The following is a 26,254-nucleotide window of genomic DNA, read 5'->3' as shown; positions in this document are numbered from 1 at the left end:
AGCTCCTCCATCATTTTCGACCTTTACTCAAGACATAGGTGCTTGCACTGATAAAAATAAGAAGCCAAATCACCAAATTAGAGAAATCTTCAATTTTGAATGAATAGTCTCCTGCTTCAAAGAAGTTGATAAATGGATTCATAAAAGTAAACCGCAGAATATGCTGTATTGTTTTATCAAAACTAGCAAATAAGGGTACGAAACTAATCAGCAACAGCGGAAATAAACTATAAACCTGAGCTTGTGATTGTGTCTTGGAAATACCACCAATAAAAAGATTGATTAAAAGGATAATAACAATAATTAAGAGATTGATCAAAAGATAGATAGGCCATTTGCCAGAGAGGTCTACATGCAAATAATATGGGAAAAAAAGCAAGGCAAATACTGTAAATAGGAAGGGATAAACCAACATGGATAAGAGGTATTCAGTAGAACGAACCCCGCTCAACATCAAGGTTTTTAGATTACGCTTCTCCTTGTCCTCTGCCATCATAATAGACACCATGTAGCCGCCACTCATGGCAAAGGTCATAGGCAGGATCATCTTCAATAGTCCTTGGCCTGCATTGCCATTCTTATTTAAAATCATATTGTACAAAAAGAGGAGGCCAAAGGGCAGCAAGACGGACATAAGCAAAGAAGAGTTTGTCAATAAAATCTGAGTACGCAGCCATGTGAGAGCTTTAATTTTTTTATACATCTAATTTTTCTCCTGTTAATTGAATAAAAATTTCTTCTAATGTAGGTTCGCAAGAATGTACTGTAATAGCTAATTTTAGGTCTTTTGTAGCCAATTCTGAGAACGAAATTTGCTCGGTTTCTCCATTTTCATAGCTAATTTTAACTTTCTTGGCTGTGTTATATTTTTGAATAATAGCTTTCGGCTCGCCATATTCTACTAATACTCCCTTATTTAGCAAGGCCAGTCGATCACAAAGGGCGCTAGCTTCATGCATATCATGAGTCGTCAGAAAAATGGTTGTTCCCTTTTTCTTCAGCTCAAGCAAAAGCTCATGAATCACCTTGGAAGTACGAGGATCAAGCCCACTCGTTGGCTCATCCAAAAATAAGACCTCAGGATTATTTAAAAGAGCTCGAGCTAGAAACATCCGCTGCTTCATACCTGTCGAAAGCTTCTCTGCTACAATATTTTTGCTTTCTAACAAACCAACCTGCTCTAAAACTTCATCTATCCGCTCATTTTTTAAACCGTATAATTTCGCATATATCTGCAGGTTTTTATAGAGAGTCATCTTCTCATAAAAGCCACTTGTATCAGATACTAGGCCAATCTTCACCAAATCCTGAGCATTAATAGCATCTGAAGCTTTACCAAGGATTTTACTTTGACCATTATCGGCATCAAGCTGGCCTGTCAGGATATTAATTAAGGTTGTTTTTCCCGACCCAGATGGTCCTAAAAATCCGAAAATTTCTCCTTGATCGATATGAAAATTAATCCGTTCTAAAGCTTTTTTATCTCCAAAACTTTTAGAAATATTCTCTACTTGAATCACTTGTGACATAAGGCCTCTTCTCACTTTCTTACTTATAATAACGTTTAACGATTTTGTACTGGCTGACAGTAACATAAAGATAGATGATCGATACCGCAATCCAAGCCAAAATCGTATCCAATTGGAATAGGAGATTTAGCAGTATCAATCCAATATAGATACTAGGAAAGATAAAACTTACTAATTTCATGACTAATTCAAAATTTTCTTCATAATTAATCTGTTTTTCTGCTTCATCCATTTTATCCATTAAGAAATCTCTGGTTTCCCTGACATTGCTGTAGCGAGGTAGCTCTTCTCCATTCACCGTTTTGAACCCTTTTCGAACTAAAATGCTGGCTACAGTTATCAAAAGAACCAAGAAGAAAAGTTTACCAAAGGCTAGCAGAATATTAAAATCTGTGTGACGGATTCCCTCTGCAAAGCCAGTCGCCGCATAAAACATAAAGGGAATCTGCATTAAATTTGTTAAAATGCCAGCTAAAGCATAAGCTCGGTTCCCCGCTTGTTCTAATGATTCTATCTCCTCGTCATCTTCCATCTTCTCCAAGCGTGACATACTTTCCCGGCTGATGTGAAGATAGTAAAGCGTTCCTAGAAAAAGTAGAAATATAGCTACTATCATGATATCTTGCACTGCCTTCAGGCTGATCAACTGGCTAAAATCAATCTCGACTGCTAAGTCATAGTAACCGACCAGAGAGCCAGCGATAAAACCCACTACACCTCCCGCAGCAATAAACACAACATTTCTCCAAAAACGGTATCGAGTTGACTTCATTCTTTTTTCTTTCATTCTAATTCTCCTTCTTTTTCCCAGCATCCATTTCAGGCATAACAACGACATAAATACAAATCACCAGAGGCAAATCAAGCAGTCGCCGCCAAGACAGCATGTGCAAACCACCCAAGATAATCGCAACAAAATGGACCAAAAAACTATAAATATAATAACTAGGACATTATTGTATCCGTTCCAGCTCTTTTTATACCTACTCTTCCTCCACCAGGCGAAAGACATTTTCGACACTTTCGTTGAAAATCTGAGCAATTTTGAGAGCAATGACCACGGAGGGCGTGTATTCATCCCTCTCCAGCAAGCTAATCGTCTGCCGCGACACGCCGGCTTTCTTGGCCAAGTCAGTTTGATTCAGCCCGTCTCTGGCCCTCAGCTCTTTAAGTCGATTTTTCAGCTTCATGACAACACCTCTCAGCTCTCTCTTAGTTCAACAGATTTGATATCGTCAATTCGCATCAATTTCATTCTTGTTTGACCTTTTTTATTGGTCTTACTCAACTTAACCCAATCGTCATCAGCATCAACTACCTCCCAGCAATCTGTCCCGAAAACTTCACCAATGATGATCGGTTTTTTCCCAATCATTTCTTTAAAAAAACGTGACATTTCTCCACTCCTTTCTTTATTTCTCTCTAAACGTTTCAACTTCCTTTTTACATTTTTCAATTCACTGGATGACGTCAGCCACAAACCAGAAAATATCGGAAGTAGACACCAAAACAGTATCTCCATCAGCCCCTCCTTTTATCTTTTTTCTCAACTTAAATACATTGTAACAGATTCTTTTCTTTTTGACAAGTATATTTGTCAGAAAAATAAAGATTTTTGTCAGAAAGACTTGGATCCTTTACAAATATTTGAGAAAGATACTCTGAAGATTGTGCAATTGGTAAATCCAAAATAACTTTCTGAAGGCATAAAAAAAGCCCCATATGAAAACAATGAAAAGCATCATTGGAAAAATCATATGGAACGATGTTATTTGATAGAAAGGAACGTACTTATTTCTCCCTGTATAGCTCAAGGAAATCCTGATAAGACTTTAAGAGATGATCTTGATCATCAGATGAATAAGAACGATCTAGTTTGACATTTGTATAGAGGTCGGTTTCTCCTTCAGACGCTAGAAGTCTGATACTGGTTTCATAAGAATCCTCTCCAGTTACAACTAAACTCCAGCCACTAGCAAGTTTTTCCTCTACATTTGGAAATTGCTGGCTTAGCTTCAACTTTTTAATCTGTAAATTCTCTTCCTCTTGAATGAGGGTAAAGTTATGCGGACTGTTGAGCAAAACCAAGCCGTACTTTTCTAGTTTGTCATCCAGATTACTAGCACCATAGACAGGATACTTGTCACGGATACTCAGGGGCTTAAAATAATCTTTTAGATAAAAGGTCTGCCCGTTTTCAATATTGGTATAGAGAGTATAGATAGGCTTCTCCTCATGAGCGTTCGAGTAATCATTTTCATCCTTACCACCTGATAGATAGACTTCAAAAGCAAAATAATATTGCCCATCCTGAGGATCTTGATAGAGCTGATGGCTAACTTTCCCTGGTATGGCTTGACTATGCAGGTTTTGAGCCAATTGGACTAAATCGTAATCTTTATATAACTCTTCAACTTGATTAAACAGCTTAATTTTGACATGGTTGCTCTGTTTATTGTCCTTACTAAAGGCCTGATAGCTATCGAAGTGAAAGGATTGATCAGAGTAATTCATTTCTTGCTGTAAGATATACTTATCAGACAAGATGGCAGAATTAGGATTTTTCACCATATAGATCTTGTCTGCAAGTTTTTCTATCTGGACTGCCTCATCTTTCGCTCTTGTAACTTTCTTTTCTTGGGATGTTTTAGCCTGTCTTTGCTCAGACTGAATGGTCATTTTTTCCCTCTCAAAAACATAAAAAGCCAAAAATAAACCAAGTGTAAAAGCCAAGGTATAGCCGGCAACATTCAAAAAAATTTTATTTTGAAAGCATTTTTTTATTTTTATCACTATCTTCTGCACCTACTTTTCCTCCGGAACTTTTACTTGACGAAGCTGCCCATCGATAAGGACATATATAATCCTACCAGACTGGATCATTTCATCGTGATTCAAGCTAGGCACATCAGTTGTCTCAAACTGTAATGAATCAAGAAGTTGATGGCCATTTTGTACTAATAATTTGGTCTTTCCTACTGCAAGATTGCTGTTGGTCCCAGTCTGATTCACTGTCATTTGCCCTTCTTCAAGACTAAATATAGAGAAGATTTTGTACAAGATCCCTTGATCCACAATTCCCTTAACGATGTTCAAATCGGATTCATGTACATTGTTGCTTATTTTATATTGAAGCCAAGTGATGTAGCGTGTCTCTTTCGGTTTATTGATTTTAGAATCCTCAATCATCTTGCTGTAATCACTTACTGATTTCCTACCTAATTTATAAGACATGGCTGTGTCGATACTAACTTGATCAAACTGTACATTTCTTATATAGGAATAATTGGAGTCGATAAAGCTTAAACTATCTATATGGTCTTCTAGGTCAAAATTTTGGAGATAAACAGGTCCTTTTTTGAAATCAACGGTGACTATTTCCCCAGTATTGATATCAAAACCGATAGGAATCGTTCCTTCTACCGCATTAAGCTTACCTTCTTCTTTTACCCTCTCCATGAAAAAATCATATGAAAGGGGAGTCGATAAATCTTTTGTCTGTTTTAAAGCTCGGTCTGCCTCGTAATCTTGTTTCTGTTGAGCAGACCAAAAGGGAGCCTCACCTGGATAATTGAAAAGATTAGCAAAATTTGAAACTTGTTGAGTTAGATCTTCTTTATATTGAAACTGTGGGTAGATCGTAAAACTACCTTTTTTAGCCATTTCAAAAATATGAGGATATTCTTGGTAGAGATTGATCAGTTCTCCGCCTTGATATGGTCGCATTGTGATAGTATCATCAGTACCAATAACGAAGCTCAGGTTCTTCAAGCGCTCTGCAAAGACAGGATTGGCTCTGACAACCGATAATTCTCTATTAGTCCTGCTAGTGATTTTTTCCTCAGATGAAGAGCCTATAAGGCGAGTAATGCGACTTTCTAAGGTTTGTAAATCAATGATCAGTGAGAAAGTTCTCGCATCACCATTGATTTCTTCCAGTCCTATTTCTAAATAGGGAGCCTTGGTTGGTGAGTCAAAGTCATCTATTTTTGCTGTACTGATGATCTTATATTTCTTCTTTTCTTTGAGAAGGATATCTCTTACATCGATCTTTCTCAGTGACTGAATCCCTTCATCCTCTTTGTAAATATCAATTTGATAAAAATACTCTGATTTCTCTTTGTCATAAAATGCTTGCCCCTCAGCAGGATCCTGAGTTTTGGGAATGCGATAATTCTGAGCAATAATGTAGCCTTCCTTCTGCTGGACATCACCAAACATATCAATAGCCAAAGCAAAATTTCCGATCTTTTGAAAATCTCTTACTTGACCATAGGCGATTTGATATTTGGACTGGCTCAGTCTAGCATCTTCCTCGTTCCTGGCTGTAAGATGAGGGACGAGAGATTGATAGTAGACATGATATGTCACAAAAGCGAATAGAAAGAAACTCGATATTTTCAGGATTTTTTTGAGACGTGTTTGATTCATATTTTTCCCTTATAAAACTATAATAATACCATTTTATCATACTTTTCTTTTGCTTATGGCAGGAAGTTTACAAAAAATGATATAATAGTCCATAATCTATCTAAAAGGAGAATAGGATGAAAAAGATAGAGAATTTCTCTTGGCAAATGTGGCAGATTTATGCTTTGGCAACACTGGTCATTTTTATGGTCGCTGGTGCTTGTTCTTTCTTTTTCACAAAAGAAGCTGCTTTTGTGGTCAAAGAACGAAATTATGCCTATAAAGGAAAGAATCAGCGTCTAACTGATTATACAACTATTGGTGAGACCGAACCAGAATTCCCTATGATTGCTCTTTCTTTTAAAGAGAGCGACGAGTGGAGTCCGTATGATTTTGCTGTTGGACGGAAATTTCTAGCATTTCAGGATTCCAAGCAGTATGTGGGAACACTGAAAGCAAAGGACAAGGAAGAATACTTCCGAATTCGTTATTACAAACTGGGACAAGAAAAAGGAGAAGGGCAAACGATTGATGTCTTGAAACTGGTTCAAGATATGGGCTATGTCACCATAGAAGGCAAGATGGATAATCTTATGTATTCTGATGGAAAAGATGAATATGTCAAAATCCAGATAAAAGACAATGATGAAATCTATGTAAACCTAACCAGTAAAAAAGCTACAAAAAAACAGCCCAAAGAGACGATTCATTTCGGATATGGAGGGCTCTATCGAGTACTTTCAAGTCCATCATTTATTACAGGGATATATAAGGATGATAGTGAAAATGTAACTACGGATTGGCCCACTTTGTTTAGTTACAAAAAGAACGATTACCAATCACGTATAACGGATGGCGATTCTGATGATAGCCTTAGGAAACCAGAGGATAGCCTACTCCTCTCAATATTGAAAAAATACGGCTATATAGTAGTTTTAAAAGAAAACATGACCCTCAACGATAGCATCACCCTAACAAAAATGTTCATCCCCGATGCCGGCTCTTTTTACTGGAGTATTGGCAAAAAGTATACAAAGAGTGGCAAAGAAGAAATAATCCGTACGGAAGAAGAGTTCAAGCAAGTCATTAAGGAGGAAGCCATTGAAAAAGAATTTAAAGATTGATACGGACAAGAGAAAAAGTTTCATGGTGCTTGTATGCTTTCTAGTGGTCTCGTCTTTGTTTTTCTACCGAAATCTAGAAGCTCATCTCAAAGGCTTTTACGCCAATCGTAATTTTTGGGGAGAGATTAAGATAACTGGCTTTTCCTGGGCTGAAGAAAATTGGGGCATAGATGTCAATTATACCTATACTGAAAAAATTAAGGACAAAACCATCTCTGTCCCTGTAAAAAAATCGGTCCGCTTCAAACAATTAGTCATGCCTTATTACGACAAGATGGATATAGACAAGTGGAGGAACCCTATATATGATGAATCTATGAGAGTATATGCGCCAATTCTTGAAAAAGCTTTAGAAATCAACCCTGAGCGGACTAAATTGGAACAATCTTTGACGAGAAAATTAAATCAGGCTTCACACCTAAAAGGGGGAACTGTTAAGCTGAGAAGCACTCTATCTGACCAAAATAGATTTGGTAAAGGTGAGCTCTGGTATAGCGATCGTATGGAAGATGCTGTTAGCAATAACCATTCTATTCTTGAAGAATTGTACAATGTGCCTTTAAATGATGCCTTGTCACATAATGCAGTCTATGTTCAAATTATCTTGCCAGAAGAAAGATACAAGGAACATTTTTATCTAAGAGACCAAATCCAACAGTTACTAGAACAATTAAGCTTACCTGATGGAACCTATGTCTTGGAGACTATTGATGAAACTAACGGTGATTTTGTTGTGGTTGAGCAAGGAAAAATTATAGAAGGGAGATAGACATGTCAGACAATAAAGAGAGAAGGAAAGCAGGTTTCTCTTGGCAAATTGGATTATTGATTGTATTTTATCTGGTCATCCTTGGCCTACCCTTTTTAAACGATCGATCACTTTCAATTTATCTTTTTCAAAACGAGGATTCTATCTTTTGGGGAAAAGATTTTAGAAATTTAACTGTTTTCTATTTTTTAACTTGTTTTACCTTATTTTCCATTTTGCCTGCTCTAGCTATTTTATTCAAATCCATTTTGAAAAAGAGAGGCTATCCTTTTATAGCAAGCCTACAATCCTTTCTAGTATTCATAGCTAGTTTTATCTTCATGATGTACGCCCTGTTTTCCATCACTATTCAAAGGGATATTTATAGGCTAGATTGGGGCGTTTACTCTTGTCAAATCATTTTTCTAATTTATATTTTTAATGATTTGCGCTTTCTGAGAGCTAGAATTAAAAGTAAAACAGAGCATTAGATAGCAAGGTATGATTCCAGAGGCGTCATACCTTTTAAATTTCCTTACGAGCTATTCCAACCATCCAAGTCCAGTCGGATTTGGCTTTTTGAGTATGCAAAAAGATCTACCCAAGTGGATAGATCCTTATTTTCTTATAATTTACCAGCTACTGCATCCAAGAGTTCTTGGATCTTGGCTTGGTTGCTTCCTCCTGCCATGGCCATGTCTGGTTTACCACCACCACGTCCATCGACGATTGGAGCCAATTCTTTGACAAGGTTTCCTGCATGCACATCTTTTGTCTTGCTAGCTACGAGGACATTGACTTTGTCACCGATAGCTGCGACTAGGACAAGCAAGTCAGAGTAGTCTTTTTGTTTCCAGTTATCCGCAAAGGTACGAAGGGCACCTGCATCTGATACAGAAACTTGACTAGCGATGTAACGGTGGCCGTTGACTTCCTTCACATCCTTGAAGACATCGCCTGCAGCTGCAGCTGCAGCTTTTTCTTTCAACTCTGCATTTTCTTTTTGCAATTGACGAAGTTGCTCTTGAAGACCTTCGACCTTGTGAGGTACTTCCTTGAGTTGCGGTACTTTCAAGGTTGCTGCTACTGCTTTCAGAGCGTCCTCTTGTTCGCGGTAGGCTTCAAAGGCTTCCTTACCAGTCACTGCCAAGATACGGCGAGTTCCTGATCCGATTCCTTCTTCTTTGACAATCTTGAAAAGGCCAATCTCAGAAGTGTTGCCAACGTGGGTACCACCACAGAGTTCCACTGAGTAGTCACCAATCGTAACGACACGGACTTCCTTGCCGTATTTTTCACCAAAGAGGGCCATGGCTCCCATTTCTTTAGCTGTGTCAATATCCGTCTCAACAGTTTCCACTGCGATTGCTTCCCAGATTTTCTCATTGACTTGTTGTTCAATGGCGCGCAATTCTTCAGGAGTTACTGCTTGGAAGTGTGTGAAGTCAAAGCGGAGGAATTCTACTTCGTTTAGAGATCCTGCTTGAGTTGCATGACTTCCCAGGATATTATGAAGGGCTGCATGGAGCAAGTGAGTCGCCGTGTGGTTCTTCATGACACGAAGACGACGATTGGTATCGATCGCCAATGTATATTCTTGGTTCAAAGCAAGTGGTGCAAGAACTTCAACAGTATGGAGTGGTTGTCCATTAGGTGCTTTTTGAACATCTGTCACTTTCGCTACAACGTTTCCTGCAGCATCCAAGATTTGACCGTGGTCAGCTACTTGTCCACCCATTTCAGCGTAGAATGGAGTCTCTGCAAAGATGAGAGAGGCAGTTCCTTCTGAAACAGCTTCAACTTCAGCATTGTCCGCTACGATAGCCACCAGCTTAGAAGGCAATTGGCTGGCATTGTAGTTAAAGACACTTTCTACTGTGATATTTTGAAGGGTTTCATTTTGCATACCCATTGAGCCACCCTTAACAGCTGACGCACGCGCACGTTCTTGTTGCTCTTTCATGGCAGCTTCAAAACCTTCACGGTCCACAGTCATACCCGCTTCTTCAGCGATTTCTTCTGTCAATTCCACTGGGAATCCGTAAGTATCGTAGAGTTTGAAGACATCTTGCCCCGCGATAACGCTTTGGCCCTTTTTTTTCAAGTCTGCTACGATGGTTTCTGCAAAGTGTTGACCTGAGTGAAGGGTACGGGCAAATGACTCTTCTTCGCTCTTAACGATTTTTTCAATAAAGTCCCGTTTTTCAAGCACTTCTGGGTAGTAACTTTCCATGATTTTTCCAACAGTTGGAACGAGCTTGTAAAGGAAAGGCTCATTGATACCCAATTTTTGACCATGCATGGAAGCACGACGGAGAAGACGACGAAGAACATAGCCACGGCCTTCATTTCCAGGAAGGGCACCATCACCGATGGCAAATGAAAGAGAACGGATGTGGTCAGCGATAACCTTAAAGCTCATATTGTCGCCATCTTGGTCGTAGACCTTACCAGACAATTTCTCAACTTCACGAATGATTGGCATGAAGAGGTCTGTTTCAAAGTTTGTCTTAGCCCCTTGGATAACTGCCACCAAACGCTCCAAACCAGCGCCCGTATCAATGTTCTTGTGTGGCAATTCCTTGTACTCGCTACGAGGAACAGCAGGGTCTGCGTTAAATTGTGACAAAACGATATTCCAGATTTCGATATAACGGTCGTTTTCGATATCTTCTGCAAGCAGGCGAATACCGATATTTTCTGGGTCAAAGGCTTCTCCACGGTCAAAGAAAATCTCTGTATCTGGTCCAGAAGGTCCCGCACCGATTTCCCAGAAGTTATCCTCGATTGGAATCAAGTGACTTGGGTCCACTCCTACTTCAATCCAGCGGTTGTAAGAATCTTTATCGTCTGGATAGTATGTCATATAGAGTTTTTCAGCTGGGAAGTCAAACCATTCAGGACTTGTCAAAAGTTCATAAGCCCAAGTAATAGCTTCATCACGGAAGTAATCTCCGATAGAGAAGTTCCCCAACATTTCAAACATGGTATGGTGGCGCGCAGTCTTCCCTACGTTTTCAATGTCGTTTGTACGAATCGCTTTTTGCGCATTGGTAATGCGTGGATTTTCAGGAATAATGGTCCCATCAAAATATTTCTTAAGAGTTGCTACCCCTGAGTTGATCCATAAAAGAGTTGGGTCGTTTACTGGAACCAAGCTGACTGATGGTTCTACAGAGTGGCCTTTGCTTGCCCAGAAATCTAGCCACATTTGGCGAATTTGAGCACTTGACATTTGTTTCATTTTATTTTTCTCCTTAAATCTTTTTAATGTTTTTTATGATGAACTTTCCAGCATCTCCACGTAGTCAATGGCGACGCAGAGGGAAATGACCAGGTCTGCATAAGAGTCTTCATAGACGGTTACGGTGTAAGTCGAGGTTAAATGGAAAATCTCTTTTCGAATCTCGGCGACAAGCTGATCACGATCATCCAGCAATTTGAAATTTAAATCCCAGATATTGCCCTCAATCCTTAGGCCTAAATTGTCAAACTCATATTTATCACGGAAGAAGGTCAGTTTCTTGCGAATATAAAAGCTAGTCCCGTCACTGAGCTTGATTTCAAACCGAGGCAAAAATGTTAGAAAGATTTTGCTGATCTGGCTAACTGTCTGTCCTTGAGCATCATAGATGGTGAAACTCTTCGGAATCTGGAAAAATGATCCTTCTACTTGGTAATCTACATTACCTCGATCGTCCTTGATATCAAAGCGTTCGCCACCTAGGCGAAATTTCTGTTTGACAAGATAGGTCTTCATCGCTTTACCTCCAGAGTCAAGATAAAAGACAAGCTCTTTGTCTGAAGGGCGAAAAACCGCGGTACCACCTTCATTCAATGAACTTGTCATTCTCATTAGCTATTTAGTTTGAAACATGAGTAGCATGAATTTTCCTCTCACATGGCTCGCAGCACCGCCAATTCTCTGAGCTGAGATCTAGAAAATCAATTCTCAATAATTTTATTATACTGACTTCTTAGCTTTTCGTCAAGCTTATTCTGCTGCAGGAGCTGGGTTTTCTTCAGTATGAGCAGCTTCTGATTTGCTTTCTTCTGAGCTTGAAGCCCCAGATTTTGCTTCTTCCGAGCTAGAAGATTGTGATTTCTTTTCTTCTGAACTAGAAGACTGAGACTTGCTTTCTTCTTTAGACGATGAGCTAGAAGTATCTCCTTCTACATATTGGGCAAAGACATTTTGGAAAGCTGGATCCTTCACTTTCAGATTCGCTTCCTTCAATTCTTTAGAAATAACAGAACGAATAAAGCTTGCATCGTTTTGTTTTTGAGTCAGAATTCCCTCTTTTAGTTGTTTCTTGTAATCTGTCCATTTTGCAGATTTTTGAGTTTTCTTCACCAATTTAACAATGTAGTAACTTGCTGAATAGTTCTGCTTACCTCGTACAGTGATCACATCAGAAACGCCATTTTCTTCTAAAGCAAAAGTAGCTTTTTTAACGGCATCCGCAACTGTTGTTGAGGTTGAATCAAATTTCACCTCGCCACCCTTATCTTTTGTGTCCTTGTCGGTTGAGTTTTCCTTGGCCAACTGACCAAAGTCTGCTCCCTCAGCCTTGGCTTTTTCAAGCACTTCCTTAGCCTTTTCTTCACTGTCTACCTTGATAATTTGAGCTGTTACTTCTGGTGTATACGTTTCAAAGAAAGCCTTGTAGTTGTCATCTGTCAGCTCTTTTTCAGCTGCTTTCTTAACAGCGTATTCAACCAATTTATTTGCGCGGATCTGGTCTCTGTAGGCATCTTCTGTCATTCCGCTTTGAGCAAGAACATTTTGGAAGGCAGAACCATAAGCGGATTTCATTTTTTCAAAGGCTTCTTCAACCTCTTTATCCGTTACTTTTTTGCCATACTTTTCTTCAAAAACTTGCTTAATGGCCATTTGAAGCAAGACTTGTTGAGAGGAACCATTATTTTTTACTTGATCGTAAAATTCACTTACTGTGATTGTCTCACCTTTCATTGTCACAATATCTTTATCTTTTGCTGTTTGTGAACATGCTGCTAAAGCCACTACAGAAAAGAGAGTTACTGCTCCTGTAAGGATTTTTTTCTTCATTGTTTTATCTACTCCTTCAATAAATTCACTTTGTCTATTGTACCACAAATCCAACTTGATATCTTAATTTTTCCTAAAAATTTTTGGAATTTGAGAAAAAAGTGAAGGGATTATTTTTTTCTAATCATAAGCAGCCCATCTCCTAAAGGAAGCAAGCTCGCAGTCAAATCTGGACTGTCCAAAGTTGCGTCAAACAGGCTATGCAAGCCACGGTAAATAGCTCGTTGGCCACGCTTAATGTCCTCAAAAGGCTTGGCAACATCGCCGCCTTGGAAGACATCGTCAATCAGGACCAGACCACCAGGATTGAGGCGCTTGAGAACCTGAGGCAGAAAGACCACATACTTGGACTTGGCAGAGTCCATAAAGACAAGGTCGTAGGAATCCTCCAGTGTCTCAAGCAAATCCACCGCATCGCCTTCCAGCAGGGCGATCTGCTGGCGGCTGTCATACTTAGCAAAATTAGCCTTAGCAAGCTCAATCATCTCTGGATTACGGTCAATAGTCGTAATCTGAGCCTGAGGCGCATGTTCCGCCATCAAAAGGGCCGAAAATCCAATAGCCGTCCCGATTTCTAAAATCTTCTCAGGCTGCAGGCTTTCGAGTAGCAGGCGGAAATAAGCCACTGTCTCATGGGGAATCACGGGCACATTTTCAGCTCTGGCAAAATCCTCCAATTCCTTGAGGCCACCAGTGACCGGCTGGAGACGCTGTCTCATAAAGTCTACGACTTCCTCTTTGACCACTGGCCGACGCATATTGGGATTAGAGTTTTGATTATAAGTCTCGACCATCTTATGCCAGTCCCAACTTTTCTACCAAGGCTTCAAATTCATCCAAGCGGCGTTCGAAGACTGCAAAGGCTGCATTTAGATAGTCTTCTTTTTCCATATCCACACCTGCTTTTTTGATGACATTGAGCGGATAGTCAGAGTTCCCAGCTTTGAGATAGTCCAGATATTTGTCCTTGTCTTCTTGGCTACCATGGACAATCTTTTCAGCCAAGGCAGAAGCGGCTGCAAATCCTGTAGAGTATTGGAAAACATAGTAATCATAGTAGAAATGCGGAATCCGTGCCCACTCATACTGAATCTGTGGATTATCCTCTTTTTTCAGTCCATAGTATTTCTCGTTCAAGTCAGCGTAGAGCTCATTGAGAAACTCGCTGGTCAAAACTTGACCTTCTTGGTCAGCCTTGTGGATAGCGTGCTCAAACTCAGCAAACTGGGTTTGACGGAAGACCGTACCTCTAAAGCCATCCAAGAAGTGATTGAAGATAGCAAAGCGGGTTGCATCATCTTCTACTTCTTCCAAGAGCTTTTCTGTCAGGATGTTTTCGTTAGTCGTCGAAGCAATCTCAGCTAGGAAAATAGAATAGTCTCCGTAAACATAAGGTTGGGTCTCACGGGTGTAGCTGGAGTGCATACTGTGGCCTGTCTCGTGCACCAAGGTAAAGAGATTGTCCAGTGTATCCTGCCAATTAAGCAACATAAAGGCATTGGTATCATAAGAACCACCTGAGTATGCTCCTGAGCGCTTGCCTTGATTTTCATGAACATCAATCCAGCGCTCTGAAAATGCTGTCTTCACTCGGCTCAGATAATCCTCACCCAGAATAGCCAAAACTTCCTCAGACTTAGCCAAGGCTTCCTCATAAGTGAACTTGTAGTCTGTCTCTGACAAAGGTGTGTACATATCATACATCTTCAAGTCAGAAATGCCTAAAATCTTCGCTCGCAAAGCGATATAACGCTGCAAAAGAGGCAAATGCTTATTAACAGCTGAAACTAGGCTATCATAGACACTTTCTGGAATAAAGTCCGCTGACAAGGCTGCTTCACGGGCAGATGAAAACTTGCGGACTTTCGCATTGTAATTGTGAACCTTGACATTGGTCTGCAAAGTCTTAGCATAGGTATGCTGATACTGCTCGTAGACGCTGTAGAGAGCCTCGTAAGCTTCTTTGCGGACCTCTCGGTTCTTAGACTCAACCAAGGTGATATAGTTACCGTGGCTAAGCTGAACTTCATTTCCGTCTTCGTCATGCACCATCGGAAAGACGATATCTGCATTATCCAAGATAGCAAAGGTTTCGCCTGCTGCCCCAAAGATTTCACCAGCACCAGCCAACAGCTCCTCTTCGCGCTGGGTCAGGATGTGGGCTTTCTTTTTCAAAAGCTTGTCAAAATAATGCTGATACAGCTGCAAGGCTGGCTGCTCAGCCAAGAAAGCTTGGTACTGATCTTCTGTAATCGCCATAAATTCGGGCTCATAGAAGGCAAAGCTTTGACCGAATTCGCTATAAAGAGTCATCCCCTTAGCCTGATATTCTTGATACTTAGCCACACGAGTATCCTGGTCATTCTTCATGTGAGCATAAGAATAAAGCTTTTCAATCCGGCGCATCAAGTCCAACTGGATTTCCGTCGTTGTCAAAAGACTGTCAGCCGAATCCAGCAAATGCCCAGCCAGACCAGCTGCTTTCCTCACTTCTTCTGAAACCTGCGCCAACTCCGCTTCAAAGGCTTCATCTGTTGGGAAAATGGTTGTCAAATCCCAAGTATATTTTTCTTCAATTTCATTTCTTTGTTTTGCCATAGAAATTTCCTCCATCTTTTCTATTTTATCATAAAAGTGGGGGAAATCCTCGCATAAAATACTGGTGGATAGATAATTTGAAGCTGCTTATTTTTTTCAGCCTGATAATAGCGATGAAAGTGCTGGTAATAGGACGTCAAGTCTCTTGTTATTTGGCAAAAGGAGCTGGCTTGAACAGGCCGAACCTGCGGATAAAAATCCTCTACTGACTTGGTCAGAAGATTGTCTCCTTTCTGATAGAGCTGGGCTTGGAGCTTCATCCAGCGAGGCTGCTGGTAATAAAGCTGCTGACGAACATAGCGACAAATCTCTGGATCCTGCCGCGCCAGATAACTTTCTATCCCCTGCTTCTGAAAAGGCTTGCGCAAGACGGATAAAAGGCAGCATTGACCAAAAGGAAAGGATTTGACCTTGTACTGAGCTCGCCCATGCAAGTCCTCGTGAATGAGATATTTAAGCCGAAGCTCCTGCTTTTTCTCATCCAATTCCCAAAGATGAAAGCCCATATTTTGACTAAAATAAAGAAAGTCCTTTTGCAGTTTCGTCAGTGACTGTTTTAACCATAATTTCTTGCCTAAGAGCCAGAGAACTTGATAGCCATGCTGCCGATAGGACAGCGTCCTTTCCTCAAGTCGTTCCTGACTAAGAGGACTGCATTGAACCTCCAGAGCTATGCGACCATCTACCAAAAGGTCGGCAATCTGCCTTATCTCAGGTAAAAAGGCCTCCACCTGAATCTCTTGGCTTTGCTTTCCCCAGCTATAAAGGCCAGCTTTCAAGTTCAAATGCTCCGCACTTTCATTTTCCGTATAAAACGAACAATTTTCAAGAGAAATATGAGCAAAATGCGGTCGCATGACCCTTCCTTTTTTGAAGCGGACCGCTCCCGAACAGGCCGGACAAAAGGTTTGTTCGCCTAGAGACGGCTGATTTTCCATCGCATTCAGCAAAATCCCCTCTTTATTTTTCGCAAGCAACATGAGTATTTCCCTTTCAATATAATGTCTTTTATATCTTTATTCGTAATTAAAAAGCCAAAGAGAGGGCTTGTGAAATGGAACGAAGTATTATCTATTCTCTCACTTATGTAATCTCACCAAACAAAAACGAGCTGAAAAGTTTCCAGACTCGTTTTTCCTTATCCAAATAAATTCTGATTCTTTTTTTCAGGAACTTTCAAAAAGAGAGCAAGCAAGAGCACTAGACCTATAATTGCTGCCAACATGAAATTCATACTACCATAGCCAAAACCATCTAAGATAGACCCTGACATATTCTGTATGAAAATTGTTCCTAGATTTCTCCCTGTCTGTAGTAATGCAAAAGCGGTCACCAAATATTTTTCATCTACTAAATTTGCCACGATGCGCAGACTAAGCATAGTCAGTACCATGCCAGAAGCATGCTTGGAAAGCAGAGTGACTACGATTTTCGAGCCTAAGCCAAAGTTCAAAGCATAAACCGCATACTGAAAAAGCATCATACCTAAGCAGATATAGAGCAACTTTTTGACAGCTATCTTATCCATGAAAAGATAGGAATAAAAGATCAAGGGTGCCTCACAGAGTACAGAAACAGCGACAACAGTCGTTGCCCAATCAACACTCAAGCCACTGGATTCTAGCATGGAAGGAATATAGGTATGCCCTGTATTGCCCACACCAGAGTATAGGGCAACAAGGAAAAGATAAAAAAGATAGGTTCTGTTTTTAAGTATAGCTGAAAAGAGCGAATGGCCTCGTTTTTCAGCCTTTTTAGTCAACCTATCCCGCTTGGGATTCATCCCAAGAACCCCTAAAATACTCAGCATCATAGTCCCGATAAAGACCAGATAGATGGCCTGGGGAGAAATATTCTTATAAATCAAACCTGCCAGCTGTGAACCGACGGCATAACCGATTGTTCCCCAAATTCGGATTTTACCATATTTATAAGGACTTTGGGTTGCCAGTACATCCATCACGGTACCCACCCCATTGATGAGCATCAAGACAAAACTATACCAGATAGCTAAGAGCCATAGATTATCAGCCTCCATGAAAAAGATGTCTCCCAAGATAATCAGGAAAAAACTGATAAGCGAAACTCTCTTGATGCCAAGAGTATCATTTAACAGCCCCATGATCGGCTGAGCCAGCATGGAAGAAAAGAAAGAAGCTGATACGACGATAGATACTTGACCAGCCGTGTACCCCTTATCCAGCATATAAACAGATATCAAGGTCGAAAACAATGAATTGGACAGAAAATAAAAATTATACATCAAAAAATAAGCAAAATAGCTATTAGAAAACTTTTTCCCCATCATCAAAACCTCTCCAAAAATAGAATAGAGAGTGGGACAGAAATCGGTAATTCGTTAGAATTCGATTTCGTCGTCCCACCTCCGCACAGTTGAGTAGGGCTGTAAAAGCTGATGAAATCAGCGTAGTAGAGCCCACTCAACCACTGCGTCTTGCTCGACAATCCAAAGACAATTGAGAGGCTAGGACTTTTGTCCCAGCCTCTATCTCAGCTTGCAAAATAAGCACAAGCCTTTATTTAAATCTTTGCTTTCTAGCTCTTGCTTTAGCTTTTCGTGATTTACGATTCTCAATATAGAAAATCAGGACAATAATGACAATTGGCAAGGCAATTAACCAGCGGTTGCTTAGCAAGTCACTATACCAAGTTTTATTATTTTCTTTCTTAGTGACTTCTTCTTTGGCAGACTGGGTAACAGAAGCATCTACTTCCTCCACTTTCATCTCATCAGAGATCTTTGGAGAGAGCGTGTATAGATCATTTCCGGCCTTCAAGACACCATTCTCAACTGCAGGTTTTACCTTCGCATCTTTTTTGATTGTCGCATAAAAATCTTCTGGCAGATTGTAAGTTTTTCCATCAATCTCCTGCTTCCCTTTAGAGAACAGTTTCTTGTACTCGTAGTCAGCATAAGATTTTTCAATCAAGGCATTTCCAAATGGATGACGATAATATTCACCATCTTGGTCAGCCCAGTCACCAACGCCCATGATAACGCCAATCACGCGCTGGTTTCCGCGCTTGACAGTTGCAATGTAGTTGAAGGCACCGTTCGGACTTGAACCCGTCTTCAGACCATCTACTCCCTCCAGAGCGTAGCGAGCACCCGGCAGTGAGTAATTATAAGTCTCAAACGTTTCTTCATAAGGCGTGCCAGCCTTGACGGTCACTTTGGCCTGATTGGTATAGTTTAAAATATCTGGATAGTTCTTTACAAAATTATAAACTAAAATTCCTAAATCACGCGCAGTTGTTTGGTTGCTAGCGTAGTTATTATATCTTTGAGGAGTATAGTAACCTTTAAAGGAAACCGCTGCAGCACCACTGGCATTAAACCATTTTGTGTTGGTCATACCTAGTTCCTGCGCTTTCGCGTTCATCTTATCCAAGAAAGCATCGGGATCGTTATCTGATAGGTAATTTGCCAGCATCACTGTTGTTGCGTTAGAAGAGGGTACAACTGTCATGGTAATCAGCTCAGAAACAGTATAATTGACCCCAGCCACAATTTTATTATTGGAAATTTCATAAATTCCCGCAACAGCTTGATCTTGCGGCGTCGCCTTAATCACCGTATCTAAACTGAGTTTTCCCTCTTTAATGGCTTCAAAAACTAAGTACAAGGTCATGATCTTACTCATGCTGGCTGGATCGCGAACCTCATCGATGTTATCCTGCCACAGTATATCGCCCGTATTTCCGTCAATCATCAAAGATGACTTAGGGCGATTGATTGCTTGTACATTTTCATTGGGATACATTTTTCGTGCCATATCTACCAATTCATCCGCCGCAGCAGAAAGCGGTGATAGAAAGGCAGACAAAATCAATCCAAACACCAAAAACTTCTTCTTCACATTTATCCTCCAAAAAAATCATTCCTAACTAGTATATCATATTTTTAATCAGATTTTTGATAAATATAAAAAATCCTACCTAAAAATTAGATAGGAAATAGATTGTTAAGCTTCTAATAAACTTAGAGCTTCTTTGTCTGCAATAATCACGACATCTTCATGGCCTTGAAGGGCGCTAGCTGGCACAGTTTCTGTCACCTCTCCTCGGACTGTTCCTGCGATGGCTTGAGCTTTAGAAGCGCCATAGGCAAAGAGGATGATTGATTTTGCATCTAAGATATTCCGAATTCCCATTGAGATGGCTTGAGTCGGTACGTCCTCTAGTTTCTCAAAGAAGCGAGCGTTCGCTTGGATAGTTGACTGCTCCAAATCGACAATATGGACAGTGCTATCAAAACTAGTTCCTGGTTCATTAAAGCCAATATGACCATTGGTTCCAATTCCCAAAATTTGCAAATCCACTGGATGATCAGCCAAGACTTGATTGTAGCGTTTCACTTCTGTTTCCACATCTTCTGCTGCACCGTTTGGCAAAAAGCTCTCTTTGAAAGGCTTTTTATTAAATAGCTGCTCATTCATAAAGTAACGGTAAGACTGGGGATTATCTTCTGAAAGTCCCACATACTCATCCAAGTTTACACTGGTCAGCTCTGACAAATCTAGGTTACTGGCAATGATTTGCTTGTAAAACTCAATCGGGCTACTTCCTGTTGCCAACCCCAATGTTTTGGCCCCCTGAACTAGCTTTTCTTTCAAGATTTCTAAAGCTACCTTTGCGCCTTCTACTTGATTCTCAACACGAATAACTTTCATTCTATTCTCCTATTTTTCTTGATTGATTCCTTATTTTATTATATGGTATAGACCAATTTTTGTCAAGTAGATTCTACTTAATTTTTTCAAATTTTACTGAGAGACTTGGCGTCAAATCATGGTATAATAAAAGCATGCTATTACCAATGATTATAATCTTTTTACTGGGAATTGCCCTTTTTACCGCTGGACTTTTCTTAAAAAAACATCTAGGTTGGCAACTAATTTTTTTATGCTTGGGAATTTTCTTTATCAGTATTCCCTTTTTACTTGCCGCCTACTATATTTGGATCATGAGAACTATTTAAGGAGATAGAATGAATACTGCTGATTTTGATTTTCACTTGCCGGAAGAACTGATTGCTCAAACCCCTCTGGAGAAGCGAGACTCTTCTCGCCTGCTCATTGTAGATCGGGAAACTGGCCAGTTTAGTGACCAACATTTTGACAATATTATTGACCAACTTGAGCCAGGTGATGCCTTGGTTATGAACAACACTCGTGTCCTGCCAGCTCGCCTTTATGGGACCAAACCTGAAACCGGTGGCCATGTCGAGCTCCTACTCTTGAAAAATACCCAAGGAGACTTCTGGGAAGTCCTAGCTAAGCCTGCCAAACGACTCAGAGTCGGAACGCGTGTTTCTTTCGGTGATGGCCGTTTGACTGCCACTGTTACAGAAGAGCTAGAACACGGCGGACGGATCGTTCGCTTTGATTATCAGGGCATTTTCTTAGAAGTCCTAGAAAGTTTGGGTGAAATGCCCCTGCCGCCTTATATCCACGAGAAGCTAGAAGACCGTGAACGCTACCAGACAGTCTATGCTAAAGAAAACGGCTCCGCCGCTGCTCCAACCGCTGGCCTCCATTTCACAGAGGAATTGCTGGATAAAATTGCGGCAAAAGGCGTTAAACTCGTCTACCTGACGCTGCATGTGGGGCTTGGAACCTTCCGTCCTGTATCAGTTGACAACTTGGAAGAGCATGAAATGCATTCCGAATTTTATAGCTTGTCTGAAGAAGCAGCCGAGACCCTGCGCCAAGTCAAGGCAAGCGGCCACCGCATCATTGCTGTCGGCACCACTTCTATCCGAACACTGGAAACAATCGGCAGCAAATTCGAGGGTCAAATCCAAGCAGACTCCGGCTGGACCAATATCTTTATCAAACCGGGCTATCAGTGGAAGATTGTCGATGCTTTTTCAACCAACTTCCACTTGCCAAAATCAACCCTTGTCATGCTGGTATCAGCTTTTGCTGGACGCCAACTGACACTTGAAGCCTATGAGTATGCTATCGCTGAGCGCTACCGCTTCTTCAGCTTTGGCGACGCTATGTTTATCAAATAATACAGGTGAATCTATGAATAAAATCGAAAGTAGGCATCGCCTCATTCGCTCCCTCATCATGGAAAAAAGAGTCCATACCCAGCAGGAACTCCAAGAACTACTGGAAGCAAACGGCGTCATTGTCACCCAGTCTACTCTCTCTCGTGACATGAAAACTCTCAATCTAGTCAAGGTGACCGAAAACGACAAATCCTATTATGTCATTAACAGCATCGCCCCTTCTCGTTGGGAGAAAAGGCTGCGCTTCTATATGGAAGATGCCCTCGTCATGCTCCGCCCCGTTCAGCATCAAGTCGTCATGAAAACCTTGCCCGGACTAGCCCAATCTTTTGGTGCCATTTTAGACGCTCTGGAATTACCCCAGATTGTTGCTACAGTCTGCGGAGACGATGTCTGCCTGATCATCTGCGAAGATAATCAAGCTGCTATCGAATGCTTTGATAAACTCAAAGAATTTGCACCCCCCTTCTTCTTTAGTAAATGACAAAAAAAAGAGTTGGAAAATCCAACTCTTTTGTCATTTTTTGCCAAGAAAATTAGTAGAACTAACATCTATCCTAGCAATTTTACTCCCCTGCCAAGCGGAAAATAGTCTCAGCATAGATATCCATCGCACGATAGAGATCTTCCAAAGACGCTCGTTCATTGGCCTGATGTTCCGTCTGCTCTACTCCTGGGAAAAGAGCGCCAAAGGCCACACAATTTGGCATAGTCCGAGCAAAGGTTGCCCCACCAGAGGACATAGCTGGACTAGTATCGCCAGTCTTTTCTTGGTAGATAGCCATCAGGGTGCTGACCAGTTCGCTGTCCTTAGGTACATAAAGCGGAGCCAGATAGTCAAACTCTTCATAGTCCAGCTGGTAGCGCCCAGCAATATCCGCTAGTTTTGCCACTAACTGATCTTTATCCGCTAAGACAGGAATCCGAATATCAATACGGATTTCAGACCTTTCTGAGTTCAGTGTCAGACCTGCAATATTAAAGGAAAGTATGCCAGACGGTTCATCCGAAATATCACCAAATAAACGGCTACCAGTCGCATCTTCTCCCACCGCTTCTGCAATAAAGGCCAGAGCAGGATGAGCTTGTAAAGGCTGCAAAACTGTCGCTAGCCGAACAATAGCATTGATACCTTCAGCTGCATCCTTGGCATGCTTAGGTAGACCGAGAACAGTGACTTGTTGGTCATTTTGCTCGTAGTCAAAAGAAGCTGCCTGCAAACCTGCCACGACCTGCTCTAAAAGCTCCCCTTGATAGCTAGCCTTGCCAGGCACAACATTAAAGGCTGCTCCTGCTTCTAGCTCCAGCTGATCTGAGCCAGTACCATGCAGCTTGACTTGCAAGAGGCCTTTTTCAGCATAGGTCAGAGGGAAAGAAGAATCTGGTGCAAAGCCAAGCGTTGCTGTTTCTTCTAGTTCATTGTACCGTCCCATGCAGCGCCAGAGCGTCTCCTCGTCCGTACCAAAGATAAAACGAACCCGCTTTTTAAATTCAACTCCGCTATCTAACAGAGCCTTAACTGCGTAGAGAGCAGCCATAGATGGTCCCTTATCATCTTGGACACCACGTCCGAAGATCCAGCCATCTTTGATAGTTGACTCAAATGGCGGTGTCCGCCAATCCGCTTCATCACCTGATGGAACAACATCCAAATGACAGAGAACGGCCAGGAGCTCTGCTCCCTGACCGATTTCTGCATATCCGTAATAACCTTTAGGGTCAAGATAGGTAGTGAAACCTAAACTTCGACAAATCTCTAAAGTTTTTTCTAGGACATCTTGAATTGCTTGTCCAAAAGGTGTTCCATTTTCTCCTTCGTTAAGTACCGAAGGGTAGGAAATCAAAGTCTTTAATGATGTAAGAAATTCATCTTTAACTTGATTTGTTATATATGTTTTCATGGAATTACCTCACTCACTCTTTATAGGAATGGAATGAACGTTCCAAGAAGAAGGAGAGCAATGGTCACTACAATGATAGCAACTACAAGTTTGCCCATGAATTTCCACCAAGTACCAATGTTGATACGTCCAAGTGCAAGAGCTCCCATCACAATACCAGATGTTGGTGCGATCAAGTTCAAGACACCTGAAGCAGATTGGTAAGCAGTGATAATCAAGCTAGGACGCACATTGACAAATTCTCCGAGCGGAGCCATGATACCCATAGTCGCGCTGGCAAGACCAGATGAAGATGGGATCAAGAATGACATAGGCAGATAGAAGATATAAGTCAAAACGATAAAGACTTGTGAAGACAGACCGCTCAGGCCTTCTTTACCCCAGTTGAGGATAGTATCTGTAATCATACCATCGTTCATGATAACTTGGATACCACGAGCAATTGCTACGATCAAGGCTACACTGAGCAAGTCAGCAGCACCATTCATAAAAGCAGAGATAATCTTGTCTTCTTTAAGACCATAAACAACACCAATAAGGATACCCATAAAGGCGAAGAGCATTGCGCCTTCTGGGAAGTACCAAGTACCCAAAGCAGCTGTAGATGAACCAATAATCTTACCGATAACTGGAAGACCAGTCAACCAAGTGTTGAAGTTATCAAAAAGGTTAATATGAAGGCCTGTCCATGGAATGAAGCTCAATACCATCAAGACGAAAGTAAGAACAAAGAGTACGAAGACATGTTTTTGTTTCTTAGTAAGAGTTGAATTAACGTTTTCTTCATCATCTCCAACATTGAAGAATTTCATATCTTCTTCACGTGTTGCATAAGTGAGAGACTTAGTTGGATCTTTTTGGATCTTATCTGCATAGCGATAAACAAACCAAGTACTAAGACCAGTCAAGACAAACCAGAAGATCAAACGAAGGATAATTCCTTCACCAAGACTTACACCAGCAGTTGATGAAGCGATACCTGTTGCAAATGGATTCAAGGTAGATGCCAAACATCCAATCTGTGAACCGAGCAAGATAATAGCAACCCCAGTCAAGCTATCAAATCCAACGGCCATCATAACTGGCACAAGGAGAGGATAGAAGGCCATGGTTTCTTCACCCATACCATAAGTTGTACCACCGAGGGCAAACAAAGGCATGAGAACCAAAATCAACATCTTTTCGCGGCCCTTGTATTTCTTCACAATAGAAGCAATACCAGTATCTAGCATACCAGTTTCATTGACAACGCCAAGGAAACCACCAACCATGAGGATGAAGAAGGCTACATCAATCGCTGCGCTGGTTTCTTTAATCAGCGATCCTTCCTCTGGATGAGTACCTAGCATAGCCCGAATCGGTGCCATGAGGACATCCCAAATCCCTTGCGGATTTTGAGGTTGGGCTTTGTAAACACCATCCACAAAGGCACCCGCAGGAATGATCCAAGTCAACACTGCCATAATAGCAATGATTATCAACAAGACGGTGTAAGATGAAGGCATCTTAAACCCTTTTTTAGCTTTTTCACTCATTTGTTTTTCCTCCTAATGTCTAACAAAGTGCAAAAAACCAACCACTTTCTTAAATAAATATTTAAGAAAAACGCTTTCTATTTATATTTATTTTACCACATTAAGGTCTAAAAAACTAGTATTTTTTGAAAATATCGCATTTATTTTCAAGAAATATTCCTAACTTGATATAAAGACGTTAGAAATACCATATATTTTACTAGTAAAATAGCTTATTCTTTTTCAATAATTGTGCCGCTTTCAGATTCGATCAAAGCGCCAAGATTTTCAAGGGAAGTAATAACTGCTTTTCCTTCTGGACGACCGTTGACAAAAGCGATAGCTGCTTCTACTTTTGGAAGCATGCTGCCAGGGGCAAATTGGTCTTGTTTGATATATTCTTCCAGCTGAGCAACATTCACATGTTCCAACTTTTCTTGGTCTGGTTTGTTATAGTTGACAAAGACGTAATCTACACCAGTCAAGACGATGAAGAGGTCAGCTTCGACTAATTCTGCCAAGCGTTGAGAAGCAAAGTCTTTATCAATAACAGCTTCAACACCAGCCAAATGACCGTTGTCTTCCTTGATGACTGGGATACCGCCACCACCAGCAGCAACGACCACTTGACCAGCATTCAAGAGGGTACGAATTGTTTCGATTTCCTTGATATCAACAGGTTTTGGTGAAGCAACGACCTTACGCCAGCCACGACCAGCATCCTCTTTGAAAGTTGCTCCGCTCTTTTCAGCTTCTACTTTTGCTTCTTCTTCTGAGTAGAAAGGACCGATTGGTTTGCTCAAGTTGACAAAAGCTGGGTCATTCTTATCGACAACAACTTGTGTCACAACTGAAGCAACATCTTTTTCGATGCCTTCATCCAAGAGAGCATTCTGCAAGGCATTTTGCAGCCAGAAACCGATGCTACCTTCTGTCATAGCAACAAGTGAATCTAGTGGGAAAGCAGGGTTCTTTTCAGAATCAGCCGCCAAGTGTTGGAGCAAAAGATTTCCAACTTGAGGACCATTACCGTGAGTGATGATCAAATCATCCCCATTTTTGATCAATTTTACAAGGTGCTTGGCTGTTTCCACCAAAGCTTCTTGTTGAGCTTTTGCTGATGGATCAGAAGAAAGAATCGCATTTCCTCCCAAAGCCACTACTATTTTACGATTTGCCATAAATTCTCCTTTATCACATTCAATTGAATGCCTTTAGATTTCGGTTTAATATTTTTTCAAATTTTTATAAGAAATAACAGATTTCCATCATATAAAAGAGGACTGGACTAAAGCTATTAGTCGCAGCCCTCATAGCTG

The 26,254-nt window shown here is 40.9% G+C and carries 23 protein-coding genes and 1 pseudogene; 5 read left to right on the top strand and 19 right to left on the bottom strand.

Going from position 1 to position 26,254, the window contains the following annotated elements; genetic code table 11:
- Positions 1–10: 10 nt before the first annotated feature.
- The 7 genes and pseudogenes from HMPREF9960_RS08235 to HMPREF9960_RS08205 form a co-directional block, all read right to left on the bottom strand.
- A complete protein-coding gene (locus tag HMPREF9960_RS08235; protein WP_005590737.1) occupies positions 11–703 on the bottom strand; it encodes an ABC transporter permease in 693 nt (230 codons plus the stop codon).
- Positions 696–1,529: an ABC transporter ATP-binding protein gene (locus HMPREF9960_RS08230; protein WP_005590738.1), complete on the bottom strand. Its 834-nt coding sequence runs from the start codon at positions 1,527–1,529 to the stop codon at positions 696–698. The genes HMPREF9960_RS08235 and HMPREF9960_RS08230 overlap by 8 nt, the downstream gene beginning before the upstream one ends.
- Before the next feature lie 19 nt (positions 1,530–1,548).
- Complete coding sequence (locus HMPREF9960_RS08225) at positions 1,549–2,316, bottom strand: DUF3169 family protein (RefSeq protein WP_005592430.1); 768 nt, start codon at positions 2,314–2,316, stop codon at positions 1,549–1,551.
- Between the two features lie 196 nt (positions 2,317–2,512).
- Positions 2,513–2,719, bottom strand: coding sequence for a helix-turn-helix transcriptional regulator (locus HMPREF9960_RS08220; RefSeq protein ID WP_005590740.1), 207 nt, complete (start codon positions 2,717–2,719; stop codon positions 2,513–2,515).
- A gap of 11 nt (positions 2,720–2,730) precedes the next feature.
- A pseudogene (locus HMPREF9960_RS11135) lies at positions 2,731–3,151 on the bottom strand (hypothetical protein).
- Positions 3,152–3,320: 169 nt separating this feature from the next.
- Positions 3,321–4,208, bottom strand: a complete 888-nt coding sequence (locus tag HMPREF9960_RS08210; RefSeq protein ID WP_231913456.1) for a hypothetical protein — start codon at positions 4,206–4,208, stop codon at positions 3,321–3,323.
- Between the two features lie 126 nt (positions 4,209–4,334).
- Complete coding sequence (locus HMPREF9960_RS08205) at positions 4,335–5,960, bottom strand: hypothetical protein (RefSeq protein WP_005590744.1); 1,626 nt, start codon at positions 5,958–5,960, stop codon at positions 4,335–4,337.
- 116 nt (positions 5,961–6,076) lie between these two features.
- Between HMPREF9960_RS08205 and HMPREF9960_RS08200 the strand changes: the two genes are divergently transcribed.
- The 3 genes from HMPREF9960_RS08200 to HMPREF9960_RS08190 are packed head-to-tail and all read left to right on the top strand — an operon-like array spanning position 6,077 to position 8,302.
- Positions 6,077–7,063: a hypothetical protein gene (locus HMPREF9960_RS08200; RefSeq protein ID WP_005590745.1), complete on the top strand. Its 987-nt coding sequence runs from the start codon at positions 6,077–6,079 to the stop codon at positions 7,061–7,063.
- Positions 7,041–7,832 carry a hypothetical protein gene (locus HMPREF9960_RS08195; protein WP_005590747.1) on the top strand — a complete coding sequence of 264 codons (792 nt, stop codon included), beginning with the start codon at positions 7,041–7,043 and terminating at the stop codon, positions 7,830–7,832. The genes HMPREF9960_RS08200 and HMPREF9960_RS08195 overlap by 23 nt, the downstream gene beginning before the upstream one ends.
- Positions 7,833–7,834: 2 nt before the next feature.
- A complete protein-coding gene (locus HMPREF9960_RS08190; protein ID WP_005590748.1) occupies positions 7,835–8,302 on the top strand; it encodes a hypothetical protein in 468 nt (155 codons plus the stop codon).
- Positions 8,303–8,436: 134 nt separating this feature from the next.
- Here the strand turns inward: HMPREF9960_RS08190 and alaS are convergent, their stop codons facing one another.
- The 9 genes from alaS to HMPREF9960_RS08145 all read right to left on the bottom strand — a co-directional run bounded on the left by alaS (position 8,437) and on the right by HMPREF9960_RS08145 (position 20,174).
- The gene (gene alaS, locus HMPREF9960_RS08185) at positions 8,437–11,055 is read right to left on the bottom strand and encodes an alanine--tRNA ligase (RefSeq protein ID WP_005590749.1); all 2,619 of its coding nucleotides are present in this window, start codon (positions 11,053–11,055) and stop codon (positions 8,437–8,439) included.
- Positions 11,056–11,088: 33 nt separating this feature from the next.
- A complete protein-coding gene (locus tag HMPREF9960_RS08180; RefSeq protein WP_005592412.1) occupies positions 11,089–11,571 on the bottom strand; it encodes an LURP-one-related/scramblase family protein in 483 nt (160 codons plus the stop codon).
- Between the two features lie 234 nt (positions 11,572–11,805).
- Positions 11,806–12,882 (bottom strand): peptidylprolyl isomerase PrsA, encoded by a 1,077-nt coding sequence (gene prsA / locus HMPREF9960_RS08175; RefSeq protein WP_005592327.1) that lies wholly within the window; start codon positions 12,880–12,882, stop codon positions 11,806–11,808.
- A gap of 110 nt (positions 12,883–12,992) precedes the next feature.
- Entirely contained in the window at positions 12,993–13,676 is a 684-nt protein-coding gene (locus HMPREF9960_RS08170; protein ID WP_005590753.1) for an O-methyltransferase, read from the bottom strand.
- A gap of 1 nt (position 13,677) precedes the next feature.
- A complete protein-coding gene (gene pepF / locus HMPREF9960_RS08165; protein ID WP_005592387.1) occupies positions 13,678–15,480 on the bottom strand; it encodes an oligoendopeptidase F in 1,803 nt (600 codons plus the stop codon).
- 20 nt (positions 15,481–15,500) lie between these two features.
- A complete protein-coding gene (locus HMPREF9960_RS08160) occupies positions 15,501–16,460 on the bottom strand; it encodes a competence protein CoiA (protein WP_005590755.1) in 960 nt (319 codons plus the stop codon).
- A gap of 158 nt (positions 16,461–16,618) precedes the next feature.
- Positions 16,619–17,785: an MFS transporter gene (locus HMPREF9960_RS08155; RefSeq protein WP_037586343.1), complete on the bottom strand. Its 1,167-nt coding sequence runs from the start codon at positions 17,783–17,785 to the stop codon at positions 16,619–16,621.
- 232 nt (positions 17,786–18,017) lie between these two features.
- Entirely contained in the window at positions 18,018–19,361 is a 1,344-nt protein-coding gene (locus HMPREF9960_RS08150) for a D-alanyl-D-alanine carboxypeptidase family protein (RefSeq protein ID WP_005590757.1), read from the bottom strand.
- A 105-nt stretch (positions 19,362–19,466) separates the two neighbouring features.
- Entirely contained in the window at positions 19,467–20,174 is a 708-nt protein-coding gene (locus HMPREF9960_RS08145) for a glucosamine-6-phosphate deaminase (RefSeq protein ID WP_005590758.1), read from the bottom strand.
- Between the two features lie 317 nt (positions 20,175–20,491).
- On the opposite strand from HMPREF9960_RS08145, the gene queA reads away from it, so the two are divergent.
- Both queA and HMPREF9960_RS08135 read left to right on the top strand, forming a co-directional pair.
- The gene (queA, locus tag HMPREF9960_RS08140; protein ID WP_005590760.1) at positions 20,492–21,520 is read left to right on the top strand and encodes a tRNA preQ1(34) S-adenosylmethionine ribosyltransferase-isomerase QueA; all 1,029 of its coding nucleotides are present in this window, start codon (positions 20,492–20,494) and stop codon (positions 21,518–21,520) included.
- Positions 21,521–21,533: 13 nt separating this feature from the next.
- Positions 21,534–22,004, top strand: coding sequence for an arginine repressor (locus tag HMPREF9960_RS08135; RefSeq protein ID WP_005590761.1), 471 nt, complete (start codon positions 21,534–21,536; stop codon positions 22,002–22,004).
- Positions 22,005–22,086: 82 nt separating this feature from the next.
- On the opposite strand, the gene HMPREF9960_RS08130 is transcribed toward HMPREF9960_RS08135, so the two are convergent.
- The 3 genes from HMPREF9960_RS08130 to arcC all read right to left on the bottom strand — a co-directional run bounded on the left by HMPREF9960_RS08130 (position 22,087) and on the right by arcC (position 26,116).
- A complete protein-coding gene (locus HMPREF9960_RS08130; protein WP_005590762.1) occupies positions 22,087–23,421 on the bottom strand; it encodes a dipeptidase in 1,335 nt (444 codons plus the stop codon).
- A 20-nt stretch (positions 23,422–23,441) separates the two neighbouring features.
- On the bottom strand, positions 23,442–24,956 hold the full coding sequence (locus HMPREF9960_RS08125; protein ID WP_005590763.1) for a YfcC family protein: 1,515 nt from the start codon (positions 24,954–24,956) through the stop codon (positions 23,442–23,444).
- Positions 24,957–25,168: 212 nt separating this feature from the next.
- Positions 25,169–26,116, bottom strand: a complete 948-nt coding sequence (gene arcC, locus HMPREF9960_RS08120) for a carbamate kinase (RefSeq protein ID WP_005590764.1) — start codon at positions 26,114–26,116, stop codon at positions 25,169–25,171.
- Between the last annotated feature and the right edge of the window lie 138 nt (positions 26,117–26,254).

Source organism: Streptococcus cristatus ATCC 51100 (assembly GCF_000222765.1).
Classification (GTDB): domain Bacteria; phylum Bacillota; class Bacilli; order Lactobacillales; family Streptococcaceae; genus Streptococcus; species Streptococcus cristatus.
This window is presented reverse-complemented; position numbering and strand designations above follow the sequence as displayed.

What these genes read in the sequence shown, in the direction of transcription:
- HMPREF9960_RS08235 (WP_005590737.1), bottom strand. Translation starts at nt 703, where the DNA reads ATGTATAAAAAAATTAAAGCTCTCACATGGCTGCGTACTCAGATTTTA.
- HMPREF9960_RS08230 (WP_005590738.1), bottom strand. Translation starts at nt 1,529, where the DNA reads ATGTCACAAGTGATTCAAGTAGAGAATATTTCTAAAAGTTTTGGAGAT.
- HMPREF9960_RS08225 (WP_005592430.1), bottom strand. Translation starts at nt 2,316, where the DNA reads ATGAAAGAAAAAAGAATGAAGTCAACTCGATACCGTTTTTGGAGAAAT.
- HMPREF9960_RS08220 (WP_005590740.1), bottom strand. Translation starts at nt 2,719, where the DNA reads ATGAAGCTGAAAAATCGACTTAAAGAGCTGAGGGCCAGAGACGGGCTG.
- HMPREF9960_RS08210 (WP_231913456.1), bottom strand. Translation starts at nt 4,208, where the DNA reads ATGACCATTCAGTCTGAGCAAAGACAGGCTAAAACATCCCAAGAAAAG.
- HMPREF9960_RS08205 (WP_005590744.1), bottom strand. Translation starts at nt 5,960, where the DNA reads ATGAATCAAACACGTCTCAAAAAAATCCTGAAAATATCGAGTTTCTTT.
- HMPREF9960_RS08200 (WP_005590745.1), top strand. Translation starts at nt 6,077, where the DNA reads ATGAAAAAGATAGAGAATTTCTCTTGGCAAATGTGGCAGATTTATGCT.
- HMPREF9960_RS08190 (WP_005590748.1), top strand. Translation starts at nt 7,835, where the DNA reads ATGTCAGACAATAAAGAGAGAAGGAAAGCAGGTTTCTCTTGGCAAATT.
- alaS (WP_005590749.1), bottom strand. Translation starts at nt 11,055, where the DNA reads ATGAAACAAATGTCAAGTGCTCAAATTCGCCAAATGTGGCTAGATTTC.
- HMPREF9960_RS08180 (WP_005592412.1), bottom strand. Translation starts at nt 11,571, where the DNA reads ATGAAGACCTATCTTGTCAAACAGAAATTTCGCCTAGGTGGCGAACGC.
- prsA (WP_005592327.1), bottom strand. Translation starts at nt 12,882, where the DNA reads ATGAAGAAAAAAATCCTTACAGGAGCAGTAACTCTCTTTTCTGTAGTG.
- HMPREF9960_RS08170 (WP_005590753.1), bottom strand. Translation starts at nt 13,676, where the DNA reads ATGGTCGAGACTTATAATCAAAACTCTAATCCCAATATGCGTCGGCCA.
- pepF (WP_005592387.1), bottom strand. Translation starts at nt 15,480, where the DNA reads ATGGCAAAACAAAGAAATGAAATTGAAGAAAAATATACTTGGGATTTG.
- HMPREF9960_RS08160 (WP_005590755.1), bottom strand. Translation starts at nt 16,460, where the DNA reads ATGTTGCTTGCGAAAAATAAAGAGGGGATTTTGCTGAATGCGATGGAA.
- HMPREF9960_RS08155 (WP_037586343.1), bottom strand. Translation starts at nt 17,785, where the DNA reads ATGGGGAAAAAGTTTTCTAATAGCTATTTTGCTTATTTTTTGATGTAT.
- HMPREF9960_RS08145 (WP_005590758.1), bottom strand. Translation starts at nt 20,174, where the DNA reads ATGAAAGTTATTCGTGTTGAGAATCAAGTAGAAGGCGCAAAGGTAGCT.
- queA (WP_005590760.1), top strand. Translation starts at nt 20,492, where the DNA reads ATGAATACTGCTGATTTTGATTTTCACTTGCCGGAAGAACTGATTGCT.
- HMPREF9960_RS08135 (WP_005590761.1), top strand. Translation starts at nt 21,534, where the DNA reads ATGAATAAAATCGAAAGTAGGCATCGCCTCATTCGCTCCCTCATCATG.
- HMPREF9960_RS08130 (WP_005590762.1), bottom strand. Translation starts at nt 23,421, where the DNA reads ATGAAAACATATATAACAAATCAAGTTAAAGATGAATTTCTTACATCA.
- HMPREF9960_RS08125 (WP_005590763.1), bottom strand. Translation starts at nt 24,956, where the DNA reads ATGAGTGAAAAAGCTAAAAAAGGGTTTAAGATGCCTTCATCTTACACC.
- arcC (WP_005590764.1), bottom strand. Translation starts at nt 26,116, where the DNA reads ATGGCAAATCGTAAAATAGTAGTGGCTTTGGGAGGAAATGCGATTCTT.